This window comes from Streptomyces sp. NPDC088400 (assembly GCF_044753355.1).
GTDB lineage: Bacteria > Actinomycetota > Actinomycetes > Streptomycetales > Streptomycetaceae > Streptomyces.
In genome coordinates, this window is sequence record NZ_JBIVMZ010000005.1 from 24,258 (window position 1) to 40,225 (window position 15,968).

Annotated in this window: 13 protein-coding genes; 2 read left to right on the forward strand and 11 right to left on the reverse strand. The window is 70.5% G+C overall.

Annotated elements, in window-relative coordinates; all coding sequences use genetic code 11:
- Positions 1-47: 47 nt before the first annotated feature.
- Positions 48-980 carry a cupin domain-containing protein gene (locus ACIQD6_RS14160; protein ID WP_401881791.1) on the reverse strand — a complete coding sequence of 311 codons (933 nt, stop codon included), beginning with the start codon at positions 978-980 and terminating at the stop codon, positions 48-50.
- A gap of 185 nt (positions 981-1,165) precedes the next feature.
- Between ACIQD6_RS14160 and ACIQD6_RS14165 the strand changes: the two genes are divergently transcribed.
- The gene (locus ACIQD6_RS14165) at positions 1,166-1,564 is read left to right on the forward strand and encodes a nuclear transport factor 2 family protein (protein ID WP_401881793.1); all 399 of its coding nucleotides are present in this window, start codon (positions 1,166-1,168) and stop codon (positions 1,562-1,564) included.
- 80 nt (positions 1,565-1,644) lie between these two features.
- On the opposite strand, the gene ACIQD6_RS14170 is transcribed toward ACIQD6_RS14165, so the two are convergent.
- Positions 1,645-2,277 (reverse strand): TetR/AcrR family transcriptional regulator, encoded by a 633-nt coding sequence (locus tag ACIQD6_RS14170; protein WP_401881795.1) that lies wholly within the window; start codon positions 2,275-2,277, stop codon positions 1,645-1,647.
- Between the two features lie 95 nt (positions 2,278-2,372).
- Between ACIQD6_RS14170 and ACIQD6_RS14175 the strand changes: the two genes are divergently transcribed.
- Positions 2,373-3,119, forward strand: coding sequence for an SDR family NAD(P)-dependent oxidoreductase (locus tag ACIQD6_RS14175; protein WP_401881797.1), 747 nt, complete (start codon positions 2,373-2,375; stop codon positions 3,117-3,119).
- Between the two features lie 114 nt (positions 3,120-3,233).
- Here ACIQD6_RS14175 and ACIQD6_RS14180 read toward each other — a convergent pair whose 3' ends face one another.
- From ACIQD6_RS14180 to ACIQD6_RS14220, 9 genes are all read right to left on the reverse strand, one after another.
- A complete protein-coding gene (locus tag ACIQD6_RS14180; RefSeq protein WP_401881799.1) occupies positions 3,234-3,512 on the reverse strand; it encodes a hypothetical protein in 279 nt (92 codons plus the stop codon).
- A gap of 87 nt (positions 3,513-3,599) precedes the next feature.
- Entirely contained in the window at positions 3,600-5,018 is a 1,419-nt protein-coding gene (locus ACIQD6_RS14185) for a metallophosphoesterase (protein WP_401881801.1), read from the reverse strand.
- Between the two features lie 51 nt (positions 5,019-5,069).
- Positions 5,070-7,298 carry an MMPL family transporter gene (locus ACIQD6_RS14190; protein WP_401881803.1) on the reverse strand — a complete coding sequence of 743 codons (2,229 nt, stop codon included), beginning with the start codon at positions 7,296-7,298 and terminating at the stop codon, positions 5,070-5,072.
- Between the two features lie 193 nt (positions 7,299-7,491).
- Positions 7,492-8,769, reverse strand: a complete 1,278-nt coding sequence (locus tag ACIQD6_RS14195; protein ID WP_401881806.1) for an alpha/beta hydrolase — start codon at positions 8,767-8,769, stop codon at positions 7,492-7,494.
- Positions 8,766-9,905, reverse strand: a complete 1,140-nt coding sequence (locus tag ACIQD6_RS14200; protein WP_401881808.1) for an NAD-dependent epimerase/dehydratase family protein — start codon at positions 9,903-9,905, stop codon at positions 8,766-8,768. The genes ACIQD6_RS14195 and ACIQD6_RS14200 overlap by 4 nt, the downstream gene beginning before the upstream one ends.
- Positions 9,880-12,258 (reverse strand): MMPL family transporter, encoded by a 2,379-nt coding sequence (locus ACIQD6_RS14205; protein ID WP_401882845.1) that lies wholly within the window; start codon positions 12,256-12,258, stop codon positions 9,880-9,882. The genes ACIQD6_RS14200 and ACIQD6_RS14205 overlap by 26 nt, the downstream gene beginning before the upstream one ends.
- Positions 12,258-14,003, reverse strand: a complete 1,746-nt coding sequence (locus tag ACIQD6_RS14210; RefSeq protein ID WP_401881811.1) for an FAD-dependent monooxygenase — start codon at positions 14,001-14,003, stop codon at positions 12,258-12,260. The genes ACIQD6_RS14205 and ACIQD6_RS14210 overlap by 1 nt, the downstream gene beginning before the upstream one ends.
- The gene (locus ACIQD6_RS14215) at positions 14,000-14,770 is read right to left on the reverse strand and encodes an HAD family hydrolase (RefSeq protein WP_401881814.1); all 771 of its coding nucleotides are present in this window, start codon (positions 14,768-14,770) and stop codon (positions 14,000-14,002) included. Before ACIQD6_RS14215 ends, ACIQD6_RS14210 begins: the two co-directional genes overlap by 4 nt.
- Positions 14,767-15,750 carry a ScbA/BarX family gamma-butyrolactone biosynthesis protein gene (locus ACIQD6_RS14220; RefSeq protein ID WP_401881817.1) on the reverse strand — a complete coding sequence of 328 codons (984 nt, stop codon included), beginning with the start codon at positions 15,748-15,750 and terminating at the stop codon, positions 14,767-14,769. The genes ACIQD6_RS14215 and ACIQD6_RS14220 overlap by 4 nt, the downstream gene beginning before the upstream one ends.
- Positions 15,751-15,968 lie beyond the last annotated feature (218 nt).

Here is a 15,968-nt window from a genome sequence, read left to right on the forward strand (position 1 = left end):
GATACGTCACGTCCGCGCTTCCGCGTGAGCAACCTGATCGCGGCCGTTCATCGACTGAGATGATCGCGATACTCACGTCGGTAGACGCCCGGCGCGTCCCCGAAAGCCCTCTTGAATGCCTTCCCGAACGCGAATGCCGAACCGTAGCCGACCTGTGCGGCAACAGCCTGGAGCGCCAGATCGGTATCGCGGAGCAGGCGAGCGGCGATCATCATGCGCCAACGGGTCACATAGGCCAGGGGCGGCTCACCGGTGAGCTCACGGAACTGTCGGGCGAATAGCGTTCGCGACACGCCCCCGGCCGCCGCGAGACTCCCGACGGTCCAGGGCTCGGCAGGCGACTGCTCAATGCGTTCAAGTGCCTTGCGAATAGCGGGATCTCGCAGAGCTCGCGCCCAGCCTTGTGCCCCACGCTCCGCCTCGCGGGCGTACCACGTGCGCAGCGTGTAGATCATCAGCAGGTCGAGGAGGGCCGGAACCGCCGCGCCCAGCTCCGGCCCGTCACGGGCGACCTCGGCGCCCAGCAGGTCGACGACGGAGCGCAGGGGCTCCCCGATCGCAGCCCTCGCCGGCAGATGGATCACCGAAGGAAGGCCGGCGATCAGGGGATGCGGCCGAGCCCGGTCGAGTGCGTAGACGCCGCACAGCAGAACGGTTCCCGGCGCCTGGCCGGTGACCGGTTTCGGCAGTGGCCAATGGTCCACCGGGGCCATTGAGGACACCTCGACGATGGGCGAGCCGGGGTGACTCGCCAGCGTGTAGCCCTCGCCTGTCCGGGCGAAGACGACATCGCCGACCCCGAGCTGGACCGGGGCCGGGACAGCCGGAGGAAGAATCCAAGCCGCTCCCTCCAGCACGACATGAAGGCCGGCGCCCTGGTCACCCGTGAGTCTCATACCCCAGGAGCCGTAGAGATCTTTGAGGCGGGCGACCGGCTTCGAAGTCCGCATCGACATGGCGATATTGCCGACAACGTCCACGCGAACCCTCCCTCCCAGCGATGCGTCTGTCTCGATCCTACGAGTATCGGCCCGGATCGGGACGATCAGACATCAGATGAGGACTCAGAGCCATTACTCGTCGCGGAAATGGCCCCTAGCGTCGTACCTGCGGGACCGTGCAAGACCGTGCAGGCCCCGAGATGACCACAGAGAGAGGCGCGACCATGACCAATTCCGCCACAGAGGCACGCAACCGCGACATCGTCCGACAGGTATACGCAGCAGCGTTCAGCGGTGACGTGGCGGCGTTCCGCGCGGCCATGCATGAGGACTTCGAGGAGAACGTCCCCTCGGTCCTGCCATGGGGCGGCGTGCATCGCGGACCTGACGCCTTCTTCCGCGACGTGCTGCCCAAGTTCGGGGCAGCGGTCGACCTTCAGAGCATCCGTGTGGTCAGTCTGTCGGCCGATGGAGAGCACGTCGCCGCGCTGCTCAGCGGACGATCGACCGCTGGAGACGAGCTCTGGATCGCCGAACACTGGATCCTGCGCGATGAGAAGTTGTGGCGGATGCGGAACTTCTACTTCGACACCGCTCCCCTTCTGAAGGAGAGCATGGAGTAGCCCAGCCCTCGCCGATCGCGCACGAAACGCGGTGCGGTCGCATGAGCCAGTTACCCGGCCACGAAGCGGACAGCGTCGGCTCAGCCGCCCGGCCGATCCGGGCCCGTGCCAGGTGGCCAGCTTCGCAAGGCCATGTCCGCCACCTGCTGGAGGTCGTCGCGACTGGCACCGCCGGCGGCTTGGACTGCGATGCCGTTGGCCACGGTCATGAGGTAACGGGCGAGTAGGCCGGGATCGGCGTCGGGGGGCAGGTCGCCTTCGTCGACGGCTTGCCGGAGCCGGTCGCGGAGGAGGGAGGTGTGCTCGTCGCGCCAGGCGACGAGGGCGTCGCGGGCGTTGCTTCCCGGGTCACCGGCGGCGAGGGATCCTTGGACGCCCAGGCACCCGGTGGGGCAGCCGGGGCGGGTGGTGGCCCGGACGGAGCCGTTGAGGAACGCGGTGGCCACCTGCCGGGCGGTCGGTTCTCGCAGGGCCCGGGCCCCGTACGAGGCGGGGCCCTCGGTGTAGCGCTCCAGGGCCTTGCGGAACAGGTCCTCCTTGTTGCCGAAGGCCGCGTACATGCTGGTGCGGGTGATGCCCATGGCGCTGGTCAGGTCGGTGAGGCTGGCGCCTTCGTAGCCCTGCTCCCAGAAGACCCGCATGGCGTGTTCGAGGGCCTTGTCGGCGTCGAAACCCCTCGGTCGACCGATCGGCGCCCTCTGTCCCGTCTCCATGCGATGGATCGTACCTCTTCTGTACCGGTCGGTGCGTAAGGTGCTACGGTCTTATTCAGTATCGATCGGTACCGAACTTTGCGGAGGTCATGATCATGGGACAGCTTGAAGGTAAGACCGCCGTCGTCACCGGCGGCGGCACCGGGATCGGCCTGGCCACCGCCGTTCGACTGGCCGCCGAGGGCGCGCACGTGTTCATCACCGGCCGGCGCGAGACCGTGCTGGACGCGGCCGTCGAGACCATCGGCCCGGCAGCGGCCACCGCGGTGGTGGGTGATATCTCCGACCCCGCCGACCTGGACCTGCTCTACGACACGGTCCGCGCCCGGGGCCGGGGCCTGGACGTGCTCTTCGCCAACGCCGCCACCGCGTCGTTCGCCACGCTGGAGCAGGTCACCGAGGAACACTTCGACGAGACCTTCGGCGTCAACGTCCGGGGCACATTGTTCACGGTGCAGAAGGCGCTGCCGCTGCTCAACGACGGCGCGTCGGTGATCCTGAACTCCTCGGTGCGCGCCGATGACGGTGTCGCGGCGTTCGGCACGTACGCGGCCTCCAAGGCGGCGATCCGGTCCTTCGCCCGCACCTGGGCCAACGAGCTCAAGGACCGCGGCATCCGGGTCAACGCCATCTCCCCGGGCACGATCGACACTCCCGCGCTCGACGCCGTGACCGCGGGAGACGCGCCCCTCACCAAGTCACAGTTCGCCGCGGGTGTCCCACTGGGCCGGATCGGGCACCCGGAGGAGGTCGCCAACGTGGTGGCTTTCCTCGCTTCCGAGCAGAGCAGCTTCATCCTCGGAACCAACCTGTACGTCGACGGCGGCGAGAACCAGATCTGACCCGCGGGCGGCATCCGTCGGGCGATCACCAGCGGCGCCATCACGATCGGCGGGTACGGGTACGGATACGAGCAAGGGGCCGGGTTCGGGTTCGGGCCCGAACCCGAACCCGGCTCACGACGCGTCGAGTTCCAGAAGCGAGCCATGAGGACGCGGTGCCCCGGTCCCGACAAAGATTCCCAGGACCTCGGAGAGCGGGTTCCCCGGAGCGGTCTGCTCCCACAGAAGCGCCTCGGGGATCAGCTCGGGCACGGTGTCCGGGACGGTGTCCGGGGCTCCCGTGTCGCTCCCGTCGCTCACCATGTCCGGCCCGTCGCTCACCCTGTCCGGGGAGTCCTCCGAACCGTGGTGCTGGGCGTCATCCGAGCTGTCGAGGCGTACTGACTTCCCCATGGCCTGCTCTCCCGTTCCTGTTTACCTGTTGACCCGTCCTTGCCGAACTTCCCTGCCTAGCGCCCTTGCCTAGCTGCCCAGTGTCTTTCAGACGTCCGCCGGACGTAGTTCCAGCAGAGTGATGTCCGGCGGCACGCCGACCCTGACCGGAGGACCGAAGAAACCGGCCCCGCTCGTCACGTACAGCGTGGTGTCGTCCACCTTGCCGAGCCCGGCGCTGACCGGATTGGACAGCGCCGTCACACCGGTGAGCGGGAACATCTGTCCGCCGTGGGTGTGGCCGGACAGCTGGAGGTCGACCCCGTGGCGGGCGGCCTCCTCGGCGAACACCGGCTGGTGGGCCAGGAGTACGACGGGCCGCGAGGTGTCCCGCCCGGCCAGCGCCCGCTCCAGGTCCGGGCCCCGGCCGGTCTCCTCGCCGGCCAGGTCCTCGACCCCGGCCAGGTCGAGGAAGGTGCCGTTGTGCCGGATCTCCACCCGCTCGTTCACCAGCGGCCGGACGCCGACGGCGCGCATCTCGTCCAGCCAGTCCTCCACACCGTCGTAGAGGTACTCGTGGTTCCCGGTGACGAAGTAGCTGCCGTACCGCGACTCCAGGCCCTTGAACGGCCTTGCGGCCGGGCCCAGTTGCGACGCCGTACCGTCGGCGAGGTCGCCGACGATCGCCACCAGGTCGGCCTCCAGCTCATTGATCATCCGGACGATCCGCTCGGTGTGGGACCTCCCGAGCATCGGCCCCAGATGGACATCGCTGACGACGGCGATACGGAGTCCGGCCAGGCGCGCGTTCACCTTGGAAAGGGTGATCGGCACCCGCTTGATCAGCGGGTCCCCGAGCGCCACGGACATTCCGTGGCCGACCGTGCCCAGGGCGGTGGCGCCCGCGAGGACGCCCACCGCCCTGCCGAGGAAGAGCCTTCGTCCGACGAGGAGTTGACTCGGCGGGGCGGGAGTTTCCGGAGCTCCCGGATCCCCTGGGGTCCCAGGGGTCCCCGTCGGCTTCGAGGACTCCGGTACCTCCGAGACCTCCGGGACCTCCGTAGCCGTCGACGCATGAGAGGTGGCGGACGCGAGTTCCGCCGTGTCCGCCGGACCGGACGCGGCCACCGTGCCTACCGCATCCACCGTGGAGGACACGGTCACCGGCTCGGCCTCCGGTCCGGCTTCCCGCCCGTCCTCCCGCTCCGCGCGCCGCCACCGCCGTACCAGAAACGCCCTCGGCACCTCCAGTACGACGAGCCCCATCAGCAGGTAGATCAGCACCCCTATCAGGGTGTATCCCGGCCAGGCCACCCAGCGTCCGGCGCCGTCCTCCGACGGGTCGAACAACGGGGTGACGATCCGGGTGCCGGGAGCGGCCAGCGCCGAGACGACCACCGCTCCCGTCCCCAGCCGCCGGCCCAGGGTCGCGGGTCTGCTCGTGTCGCGGACCAGGCGTATCCACAGGTAGTAGTGGATGGCGCCCGAGCCCGCGAGCATGAGCACCCACATTCCGATTCCCAGCATCGACTCTCTCCTCGGCGAACTTCTCGGCTGTCCCGGCCGTTCCTGACGGTGTCAGGAACGGCCGGAGGTCACGCCGACGCCCGCGGTGTCGGACCGTTCACCGACAGGATCGGACGGTGCCGACTCGGAGATCCCGAACCGGTCGTGCACGGCGCGCAGCGGCGCCGGGGCCCACCAGTTGGCTTTTCCGGCGAGCCGCATGAAGACCGGCACGAGCACCGCCCTGATCAGGGTGGCGTCGACCAGGATCACCACCACCATGCCGATGCCCAGCATCTTCAGGAAGACGACCCCGGACGAAGCGTAAGTGGCGAACGAGGCCGCGAGGATCACAGCCGCCGAAGTGATCAGCGGACCGCTGCGCTCCAGACCCACCGCCACCGCGCGGACGTTGTCGCCGGTGCGGTCGTACTCCTCCTTGATGCGCGACAGCATGAAGACCTCGTAGTCCATCGAGAGACCGAAGGCCGTGCAGAACATCAGGATGGGAATGCTGGGCTCGATCGAGCCGCTCGGGGTGAAGCCCAGCAGGCCGGACAGATGGCCGTCCTGGAAGATCCACACGAGGGCGCCGAACATCACACCCATGCTGAGGGTGTTGAGCACCATCGCCTTCGCCGGGAGCAGCACACTGCCGGTCATCAGGAACAGGATGACGAACGTGACCACCAGGATCAGCCCGAACACCAGCGGCAGCCGGTCGACCAACTCGGTCCGGAAGTCCTTCAGTTCGGCCGGATAGCCACCGATCCGCACCTCGTTCGCGTCCGCGGACGCGCCCTGGGCCGCGGTGGTACGGACGTCGGACAGGACACGGTCGATGTCCTGGTCGAGGCCGTGGTGGCCGGCGACGACCGAGTACCAGGTGTCCTTGTCGCTCTCGAACCGGCTGGAGGACTCGTTCGGTTCGGAGATCTTCCGGCCCTCGGCGTACGAACCGGTCAGGGCGTCGACCTGCTGGATGTCAGTGATCTTGGACAGCGCGACGGCCGTCGCGTCGATCGAGTCACGGTTGGCGCCGGTGCCCGCCTGGCCGGGGCGCAGGACCTGGATCGCGTCCATCTCCTCACCCGCGAAGTTGTCGCGGATGTCCTGCTGGACCATCCTGCTGGACACGTCCTTGGGCAGCACCCGCTCGTCCGGCACACCGAAGGTGAGGCTCAGCGTCGGCGTGGCGAGACCCAGCAGTACGACCAGCGCCGGGATGCCCCAGAGCAGCGGCCTGCGCATCATGCGCAGCGCCGTGGTGTGCCACCAGCCCTCGTCGGAGCGGGCCTCGGCGTTCTTGCGGACGACCTTCGTGCCGAGCCGGGCCAGCGACGCGGGCAGGATCACCAGCGCGGCGAAGACCGAGGTCAGGACGGTGGCGACACCGGCGTACGCGAACGAGCGCAGGAACGGGAACGGGAAGAGCAGCAGGCACGCCAGCGACACCAGCACCGTGAGACCGCTGAACGCGACGGTACGGCCGGCGTTGGCCACCGCGTGCTCGACGGCCTCGGCGGTGGAGCGCCCGGCCCGCAGCTCCTCGCGGAACCGGTTGATGACGAACAGGCTGTAGTCGACGCCCAGTCCGACGCCCATCACCAGGGCGAGGTTGGCGGCGAACGTCGAGACCTCGGTGAAGTACGTGACCCCGCGCAGCAGCGCCAGCGTGGTGATCACCGAGAACAGGCCCATGCCGAGAGTGAGGAGGGCGGCCGAGAACCGCCGGTAGATGACGAACAGCAGGAGCAGCACCAGCGGGAACACGATCATCTCGGCGCGCAGGAAGTCCTGCCGGGACTGCTCGGCACCCTGCCGGAACACCTCGTCGCCGCCGCCGACCCGCACCTTCACCAGCGCGGTGTCCCGGCTGAAGTCCGGGGAGAACTCCCCGAGTTTGGTACGCGCTTCGGTGACCGTACCGGCCATCCGGGCGATGACCAGGGCCTGCTTGCTGTCCGTACCGCGCATGGCGGGGGAGTTGCCGCGCGACCAGTACGAGGCGACCTCGGCCACGCCGTCCTGGTTCGCCAGCTCCTGCTCCAGCTTGCGGCCCTCGGCGGCGACGGCCGCGTCGTCCACGGTGCCCTGCTTGGCCGTGACCATCAGCAGCACGCTGGGGGTGCCCTCGTCGAACTCCTTGCCCAGGTAGGCGCGGGTGTCCAGGGACTCCGAGCCAGGGCTCTCGAAGCGGCTGAGCACCAGCCGGTCCATGGCGCCGGCGGCGAGCGCGAGGCCCACCACGGTCAGGGCCACGCTGAGCCAGATCACCAGCCGGGACCGGGTCGCGGTCACGCGTCCCCATCGTCGCAGGGCCGGCGGGCTCTCCGCGCGGCTGCCGCCGCTGGCAGCGGATTGACGTGTGTTCGGCATTCTCAACTCTCCGGATAGGTGGGGGGATCAGGGGTGATCTCGGGGGTGATCAGGGGTGATCAGGGAGGGGACGGGGGGTTGGGGGCTGAGCGGTGGGGCTACGGGGTTCGGGGAATCACAGACCTCGGGCGTCGAGCCAGGCGTCGATCTGGTCGAAGGTGCGGGGCGCGGAGCGAGCCATCGTCGCGTAGTGCCCGGCGCCAGGGATGTCGATCAGTTCGGTTTCGGCCCCCGTGAACAGCCGCCGGTGCGCGGCGCCGCCGGTGACCCGGGCGTCGTCGTCCCCGTACACCAGCAGTACGGGCACCTTGATCGACTTCAGGTGCTCCAGGTCCGTGAAGACGGAGTCGAGCTGCGAGGTCATGTCACCGCAGGGGTGCCGGTTCTGGTGCGGGGTCGCGGCGTCCATGACACGTTGCTCGGTGTCGTGGAAGTTGCCCCGCCGGAACTGGTCGGGACCCAGGTCGTAGTAGACGTAACCGCTCGGGTCCGAGGCCTTCCGGCTCGGCTGGCCACCGGCCATGCAGCTCTGGAGCGCGCTGAAGAAACGGGTGTTGGCCTCCGGGGTCAGGCCCCGGTCCGTCCAGTCCATGATCATCAGGCCGTCGATCCCACCGAAGGAATACGCCTCGATCTGGACCACCTGGCCGCCGTTGGACTGCCCGGCGAGGGTTACGGTGTCGAACGTGGCGGGTGCGTCCAGGCCCGGGGCGGACCCACTCCCCTTGTCCCCCTCCTTGTCCGAAGCGTCAGCTTTCTTGTCCGAAGCGCCGGCCTTCTCGCCCGCCGTGGAGCCCAGCGCGTAACTGCCCTCGCGCAGCTGCCCCACGATCTGGTGCGCGATGTCCGCCTCGGCGCCGATGCAGGTGCCGAGCCCGTCCGGCCGGTCGCTGCTCCCGTAGCCGAGCCGGTCGAGGGTCAGCGAGGCGTGGCCGCGCTTGGCCAGTTCCTCCGCGTAGTGATAGCCGGGCACGTCGAGGCGCCAGTACCACTCCCCCGCCGCGATCCCGTGCTGGTAGAGCGTGATCGCCCGCTTCTTGCCGGACAACACCGAGGCGGGCGCGGTCAGATGGCCGCGCACGCGGTGGGTCGCGCCGTCGGTTCGGCAACCGGTCTTGCTGCGGTTGGTGTTGCGTACGGTGAAGGTGACCGGGACGTCCACGATGTTCTCGGCGGCCAGCCGCGCGGCGGTCGCCTTGGTGGCCCGTTCGCGCTCGGCCGGGGTCGGCACGGACCCGGTGGGCGATGCGCCCGCAGACGTGCCGCCAGGCGTGCCGGCCGCCTCGGCCGCCGTCGGGGAGTCCGCCGACGCGGCCATGGCCGCCGCCACGGGGCTCGCCAGCAGCGCGGCGGCGGCGCCCAGTACGGCGATCCGCCTGATGATGCCGCTCATGCGCTCCTCGTTTCTCGTCGCGCCGCCTGCGAGGCGGGCAGCTGTCCGTGTGCGCGGTGCCAGGCGGCCTGGTCGGTGATGGTCTGTTCCAACGGGCGGAAGGTGACGTCGAGTTCACGGGCCGCGCGGGCGGAGGAGACCCTCCGGTGGTGTCCCTCCAGCAGCACCCGCATACCGGTACGGGTGGCGACCGGCTCCTTCCCGCGTACCTTCGCCTGCCACTCCAGGGCCGAGGCGAGCCCCATCGCGGCCGGTGAGGGCAGCTTGCGGGGCACCGTCCCGGTGCCGGTCGCGCGGACCACGGCCGCGCAGATGTCGTGCAGCGGATACCAGCTGCCGCCCGCGATGTAGCGACGGCCCGCCGCGCCGCGCGAGGCGGCGGCGACACAGACGGCGGCCGCGTCGCGGGTGTCCACCACATGGTTGCCCGCCGTGGGCAGCGCCTTGATCTCGCCCCGCGCGACCGCCAGGAAGAGCCGGCCCGCCGCGGTGGGGCCCGCGTCGCCGGGGCCCCACATCCAGCCCGGCAGGACGAGCGGCACGCGCAGCCCGTACGCCGTGCCGTACTTCTCGCCGTACGTCGCGGCGAACTCCTGGCCGAACCGGTCGATCATCCGCTCGGCCCGGATCTTGCTGGAGCGGTAGTGGTTCTCCTGGTCGGGAGCGCCGTTGGGGGTGTCCTCGTCGCCGGGCGCGTGGATGTCGCCCCGGCTCAGTACGGCGATGGAGCTGGTCTGGACGACCGCCGGCACCTGCGCGTCCACGGCCGCCTTCAGCAGTTCCTCCACCGCGTCCACATTGGTGCGGTAGAGCAGTTCCACGTCATGGCCGGGCTGGTAGTACTCGCGGAAGTACGCGGCCGTGTGGATCACCGCGTCCATCCCGCGCAGGGCGCCCGCGTACGAGCCGATGTCGGTGACGTCACCGGAGACCAACCGCAGCCCGGGGTGGTCCGGCAGCAGGTCGCGGGCGCGCTCGGCGTCCCGTACCACCGCGGTGACCTCCGTACCGCCGGCGAGGAGCCGTTCCACGACGGCGTGGCCGAGCAGGCCGGTGGCTCCGGTGACGAGTGCGGTGCGCAGCCCGGTGGGTTCCCCCGGTCCCACGGACTCAGAGGGTGGCGGAGTGTCGCTCATTGGGCTTCCTTCCAGGGGATTCGGGCGAGTCGGAGGGATCGGGGGAATCGGGAGAATCGGAGGGATCGAGGGAATCGGGGGAATCGGAGGAATCGACGGGACCGGCCCGATCGGACCCGGACGCGTCGGCCGGGAGGTCCTCAACCGGTCCCTCGCGCAGGCCGAGGCGGCGGTGCACCCGGCGCAGCGGCTGTGGCGCCCACCAGGCGCGCCGGCCGAGCAGCCGCATCACGGCCGGGACGAGCAGTGTCCGTACGACCAGGGCGTCCATCAGCACGGCGAGGGCGACGCCGAAGCCGAGCATCTTGGTGTTGGTGATCCGTGACAGTCCGATCGACACGAACACCACGCTGAGGACCACGGCGGCAGCCGTGATCAGCCCGCCGGTGGTGCGCATGCCGCGCAGCACCGCTCCCCGGTGGTCGCCGCTCCGGTCGAAGTCCTCCTTCATCCGGGCGATCAAGAAGACGCCGTAGTCCATGGACAGGCCGAAGGCGACGCAGAACATCAGTACCGGCAGCGTCACCTCCACGTCCCCGGTCGCGGTGAAGCCGAGCGGTCCGGACAGATGACCGTCCTGGAACACCCACACCACCGCGCCGAACATGGCTGTCAGGCTCAGCGCGTTGAGCGCGACCACCAGCAGCGGCATCAGTGCGCTGCCGGTCAGCAGGAACACCAGCAGCAGCGTCGCGATCAGTACGAAGCCGAGCGCGGGCGCCAGGCCGCGGCCGATGGCCGCCTTGCTGTCCACCAGTGCCGCCGCCGGGCCGCCCACCGACGCCCCGTCGGACGCGGAGGCGTCCCGGAGCGCTTCGGCCAGCCGCTGGTGCGCGGCCGAGGTCGCGGACGTCTCGTCCTCGGCCACGACGGTGAGCAGGTTGTAACCGGCCGCCCGGCGGGACGCGTCGGCGGGCGTGGGAATCTCCGAGCGCCGGCCGTCGCGGTAGGTGCCGTTGGACGAGTCGACCCGGGTGACCCCGTCGAGCCCGGACAGCTTGGCGGCGAGCCGCCCCGCGGTCGCCCGTGCCTCGGCGCGGGGAGCCCCGCCCGTACGCAGCAGTACGGGCACCGAGCCCTCGGGCGAGTCGTCGAAGTCGTCGCGCAGGCTCTCCTGGACGGCCCGTGCCTCGCTCGACGCGGGCAGCTGACGGTGGTCGGCGGTCCCGAACTCCGCGCCCAGGAAGGGCAGTCCGAGGACCAGGAGGAGACCCGTGACCAGGACGGTGACCAGCGGCGCGCGCTTCATGACGGCTTCGGTGAGCCGCCCCCGGGGGGCCGGTCCACTCGCGGCTCCGCCACTCCCGGCGGAACCCTGCTTCCGGCGCCGTACCCTCAGCGCGTCCACCCGGTGCCCCAGCAGCGCCAGCACGGCGGGCAGCACCGTCAGGGCGGTCAGCGCCGCCACCAGCACCACGCTGATCCCCGCGTAGGCGAGGGAGCGCAGGAAGTACAGCGGGAAGACCAGCATCGCCGCGAGCGAGACCGCCACGGTCAGCGCGGAGAACAGGACGGTACGGCCGGCCGTGCGCACGGTGCGCAGCACGGACGTCCGGGCGTCCGCCCCCGTGTCCAGCTCCTCCCGGAATCTCCGTACGATCAGCAGCGCGTAGTCGATCGCGAGGCCGAGGCCGAGGGCCGTGGTGAGGTTCTGCGCGAACACCGACACCTCGGTGAACCCGGTCACCACCCGCAGCAGCGCGCCCGTCCCGAGGACCGTCGCCAGTCCCACCAGGACCGGCAGCAGCGCGGCGACCACCCCGCCGAAGACCCAGACCAGCACGGCCAGGGTGAGCGGCAGGGCGATCAGCTCGGAGCGCGTCAGGTCCTCGGCGACGGTGCTCTCGATCTCGTTCTGCACGGCGAGCGCGCCGGAGACCCGTACCGTCAGATCGCCCTGCTTGCCGTCCAACTCTGGTGCCAGCCGCTCCAGTTCGGCTCGGGCGATGTCGTCGCCGCCCTCGATCCGGGCGGCGATCACCGCCTGCTCGCCGTCGCGGGAGCGCAGCTCCGCGAGACCGGTCTGCCAGTACGAGACGACCCCGACGACCGACTTCTCGAAGGCGAGGCGCTCGGCCAGCCGTACGCCCTGCTGGGCCACGTTCCGGTCGTCGACCTGCGCACCCTCGGGCACGGACACCAGCAGTACGAGGTTGGGCTGCTGCTCCGGGTAGTGGTCCTCCAGTACGCGCTGGACGCGGGCGGACTCCGAACCGGGGTCCGTGGTACCGCCGTTGCTGAGCCGGTCCGGCAGATCCGCGCCGAGCAGCACGGCGTCCAGGATCAGCACGACGGCCGCCACCAGGAACAGCCACGGCCTGCGGGTGACCGCCGAACCGAGCGACTTCAGCATCACGCCGCCCGTCCCAGAGCGGCGGACAGCACCGACACCCCCGCCACGAGCCCCGGCAGATCGAGGTGCGACGACCAGGCGCCGACCGCGCCGTCGGGCCGTACGTAGATCACCAGCGGGCCCCGCGCGGCCAGCGAGGTCAGCTGCCGGCTCCGGTCGACGACGCGCGCGAACGGCGCCGTGTCGTCCCACTCCCCGGCGGGCGTACGGCAGGTCAGCAGCACCACGTCCGTCTGGCCGCCCACCGTGGAACCGGCCACCAGCTCGGCCGCCCGGTGCGCGGTGCGTACGACGTCCACCGACTCCGCGCCGTCCTCGACCACCAGCAGGGTGTGCCGGCCGGCCGAGAGAAGGTCGTGGAGCGAGGCCGAGGCGGTGCCGCCCAGCGGCTGCCACGGGGTGTCGGGCAGCCGTACCCCGGGCCGCAGCACGCTCTTCGCACCGGAGCCGCCGGACCTGCCGGACGCACCCGACCCACCGGACCCACCGGATCTGCCCGACCCACCGGACCCGTTTGGTCTTCCGCCGGCCGCCGGGATCCGGCCCGGGATCGCCGGGCTGGACTCAAGTCCCGGGTCGAGCTGGGCGAGTTCGGGCACCATCTTGCGGTCCAGCGCGCCGGTGGACGACGCCACCTTCAGTACGGTGTCGCGCAGCACCCGCTTGGGCCCCGCCCGCAGCATCCACAACTGGGTCTGCCGGTCGGAGTTGCGCAGCGCGCGCAGCGCGGCGGGCCGCCGCTCCGCCTCGTAGCTGTCGAGCAGCGCCGGGTCCGCGCCGCGCGAGACGGCGGCCAGCTTCCAGCCCAGGTTGAAGCCGTCCTGCACACCGGTGTTGAGACCCTGGCCGCCGGCCGGGCTGTGGCAGTGCGCGGCGTCCCCGGCCAGGAAGACCGGCCCCGAGCGGAACACCTCGGCGACCTTCGTATGGACCCGGAAGGTGGAGCGCCACCACGTGGCACTTATCTTCCAGCCCCGCGGGCCACGGGCGGTCAGCAGTTCCTGGAGCTCCTCGTCGGAGAGCGGGCGCACCTCACCGGAGACGTCCCGGTCGAAGAAGATCCGGTGCCCGCCGCCGGGCAGCGGTACGACGACCAGCACCCCCTCGGGGGTGAGGTGGTACTGGGCCTCGTCCTTGGGCAGGTCCCCGCTGATGTCGCCGTCGCCCAGCAGGAAGTCACGGGCGTACGTGCTGCCCTCGAAGGCGATCCCGGCGGCCTCGCGCACCTTGCTGTTCGTGCCGTCCGCGGCGACGAGCCAGCGCGGCGACGTCACCGTGGCGGAGGCGGAACCGGGGACCGCGATGGTCGCGGAGACCGGCCCCCGGCCGTCGCCGCCGATGATCTGGGTGTCGACGAGTTCGGTGTTCCACTCGACGTTGCCGCCAAGCTTGAGCAGCCGCGCGTACAGCACGCCCTCGGTGATGGACTGCGGTACGCACAGCGGGCGCGGGAACGCCGTGTCGGCGAGCGATCCGAACCGCACCTGGCCCGCGCGCTTGCCGTTGGACCAGTAGGACGCCCCGGACAGCGGCAGCGCGCGCTTCACCAGGCTGTCCGCGGCGTCGATACGCCGCAGCACCTCCAGCGCGCCGCTCCACAGGATCAGCGCCTTCGGCTCGCTGGCAGGCCCCTTTCTCCGGTCGATCACCCGGCACTCCACACCGTGCTGGAGCAGCGTGCACGCGGCGGTGAGGCCGGTCGGGCCGGCTCCCACGATCAGCACGGAATCCTGTTGTGTCGTCATACCCGGTTCCTGACTTGGTAGGTCCCGCGCGAGCGGAGCAGGGCGACGACCTGGTCGATCGCCTCGTCTGCGGTGGTGAAACGCACGGCGAGCATGCCGAGGTCGGAGGCGGCGGCGCAGTTCTCCTCAAGGTCGTCGAGGAAGAGGCATTCGCGTGGGGACGCGGGCAGCCGGCCCAGCAGCCGTTGGTAGATCAGCGGGTCGGGCTTGCGTACGCCCTCTTCCGAGGAGTCCACGACGAGGTCGAACAGCTCGTCCACGGGGAGCTGGGCGCGCCAGCGTGGTCCCCATTCGGCCACATTGTTGGTGAGCAGGGCGGTGCGGTAGCCGAACCTGCGCAGCGAGCGGAGAAAGCAGACCATCTGCTCGTCGACGGTCCTGGCGCGGAACCAGAGCTCGCCGAACTCCCGCCCGCCGAGGAGGTCCAGGCCCCTGCGGACCGTCCCCGCCCCGGCCGGGCTCTTGAGAGCCGTTCCGGCCCCGGCCGAGCCCGGACCCGCGCTGCCCGGGCCCCCGCCGCCCGGCAGTGCGCTGTCCGGCAGCTCGGCCAGGACTCGCTCCACCATCTCCGTCTCCGTGCAGTCCCCGGTCTCCAGGTCGGCCATCGGACTGCGGCCGTGGCGTGCGGTGGCCTTCGCGAAGGCGTCCTGAAGCGCGGTCACCGGCACGCCCACGGCGTCGGCGAAGGCCGCGAACGTCTCGTCCAGCGGATTGGTCATGACGCCGCCGTAGTCGACGACGACGGTGGTGATGGCCGCGGAGGTCACTGCGCCACCTCCATGCGGAACGACGCCACCACGCTGTCCCGCTGCACGATGTCGACCACGACCGGCACGATCAGCGTGCCGAGCGACGCGTCGAGGCGGAACTGCTCGACCCGCGCCACCGCCTTGGCGGGCAGGTCCAGCTCCGCGAACTCCTGGAAACGCGCGTCCAGCGAGGTCACCTGAAGGCCGTTGGCCGAAATGGAGTGCAGCGACGAGACGGAGGCGGCGGCGAGCTGCCGGGCCGCTTCCATGAGGAGGTTGCCCGGAATATGGTCCAGCTGGTGATCGAAGAGGTGGGGGTGGGTCGTGTCGCTCAGCACGGTGGCGGAGAGCGTGCTCGCCGCCACCACGGCGGGCTGGGTGATCACCACGTTGTACGCGTTGCGGCGCCCCACCGAGGCGGGATCGGCCGCGACATGAACGGGCAGCGCCCCGAGGACACCGGCGAGCGCGTCACGGCGGCGCGCGCGCAGCGCCTTGTAGACGTTGCGGCTGAAGAAGGCCAGTCCGCCGCTGAACCGCAGGACCGGCTTGCCCTCGATGGTGAACGAGCCGGAGAAGTCGATGGCCTGCACCCGGCCGTTCCGCTTGCGCTGCGGCTCCACCGCGAAGGTGACGACCGCGCGGGCCGGCGCGCTGCCGGTCCGTACGGCGGCCAGGTCCACCATCTGTATCCGGAGGTCCCGGAAGATGAAGGACTCGTCCAGGTCGACCTTCTCGTAGGCGTGGGCGAGGAACACACCGCCCTGCCGCAGCACTTCGACCAGGAGGAGGAAGTCGTGGGTGGAGGCGTTCTCGCCCATGATGTGGGCGCGGGGCAGCTGGGCGGCCACCTCGTAGGTGTCCTGCTGGTCTTCCGTACGCCGGGAATCGGTGAGGAAGACCTCGGCGATGGCTGCGCGGTGGACCATGGCGCGCGGAACGGTGCTGTCGTACCTGAGAGCGGAACGGAGCTGGTCCTGTTGTGCTGAGCCGGTCATCGATCCTCCTGGCAAGTAAGCGGGAACCGCTTCACCTTGCAAGGAGGGGCTGGACCAAACGCTGGTCGTGTCGCTGGACCAAGCGCGGAACCTGGCCACAGATCACGCAGCGCGCCTTCCCCACATGGCGAACGCCAAAAGGTTGCACGCTGTGACCTATCTCTCGGCGATCCAATGACCGGCAATAACCGGCCAGTAGTGCCTATGGTGTTGATGTT

What these genes read in the sequence shown, in the direction of transcription:
- ACIQD6_RS14165 (WP_401881793.1), top strand. Translation starts at nt 1,166, where the DNA reads ATGACCAATTCCGCCACAGAGGCACGCAACCGCGACATCGTCCGACAG.
- ACIQD6_RS14170 (WP_401881795.1), bottom strand. Translation starts at nt 2,277, where the DNA reads ATGGAGACGGGACAGAGGGCGCCGATCGGTCGACCGAGGGGTTTCGAC.
- ACIQD6_RS14175 (WP_401881797.1), top strand. Translation starts at nt 2,373, where the DNA reads ATGGGACAGCTTGAAGGTAAGACCGCCGTCGTCACCGGCGGCGGCACC.
- ACIQD6_RS14180 (WP_401881799.1), bottom strand. Translation starts at nt 3,512, where the DNA reads ATGGGGAAGTCAGTACGCCTCGACAGCTCGGATGACGCCCAGCACCAC.
- ACIQD6_RS14185 (WP_401881801.1), bottom strand. Translation starts at nt 5,018, where the DNA reads ATGCTGGGAATCGGAATGTGGGTGCTCATGCTCGCGGGCTCGGGCGCC.
- ACIQD6_RS14195 (WP_401881806.1), bottom strand. Translation starts at nt 8,769, where the DNA reads ATGAGCGGCATCATCAGGCGGATCGCCGTACTGGGCGCCGCCGCCGCG.
- ACIQD6_RS14200 (WP_401881808.1), bottom strand. Translation starts at nt 9,905, where the DNA reads ATGAGCGACACTCCGCCACCCTCTGAGTCCGTGGGACCGGGGGAACCC.
- ACIQD6_RS14205 (WP_401882845.1), bottom strand. Translation starts at nt 12,258, where the DNA reads ATGCTGAAGTCGCTCGGTTCGGCGGTCACCCGCAGGCCGTGGCTGTTC.
- ACIQD6_RS14210 (WP_401881811.1), bottom strand. Translation starts at nt 14,003, where the DNA reads ATGACGACACAACAGGATTCCGTGCTGATCGTGGGAGCCGGCCCGACC.
- ACIQD6_RS14220 (WP_401881817.1), bottom strand. Translation starts at nt 15,750, where the DNA reads ATGACCGGCTCAGCACAACAGGACCAGCTCCGTTCCGCTCTCAGGTAC.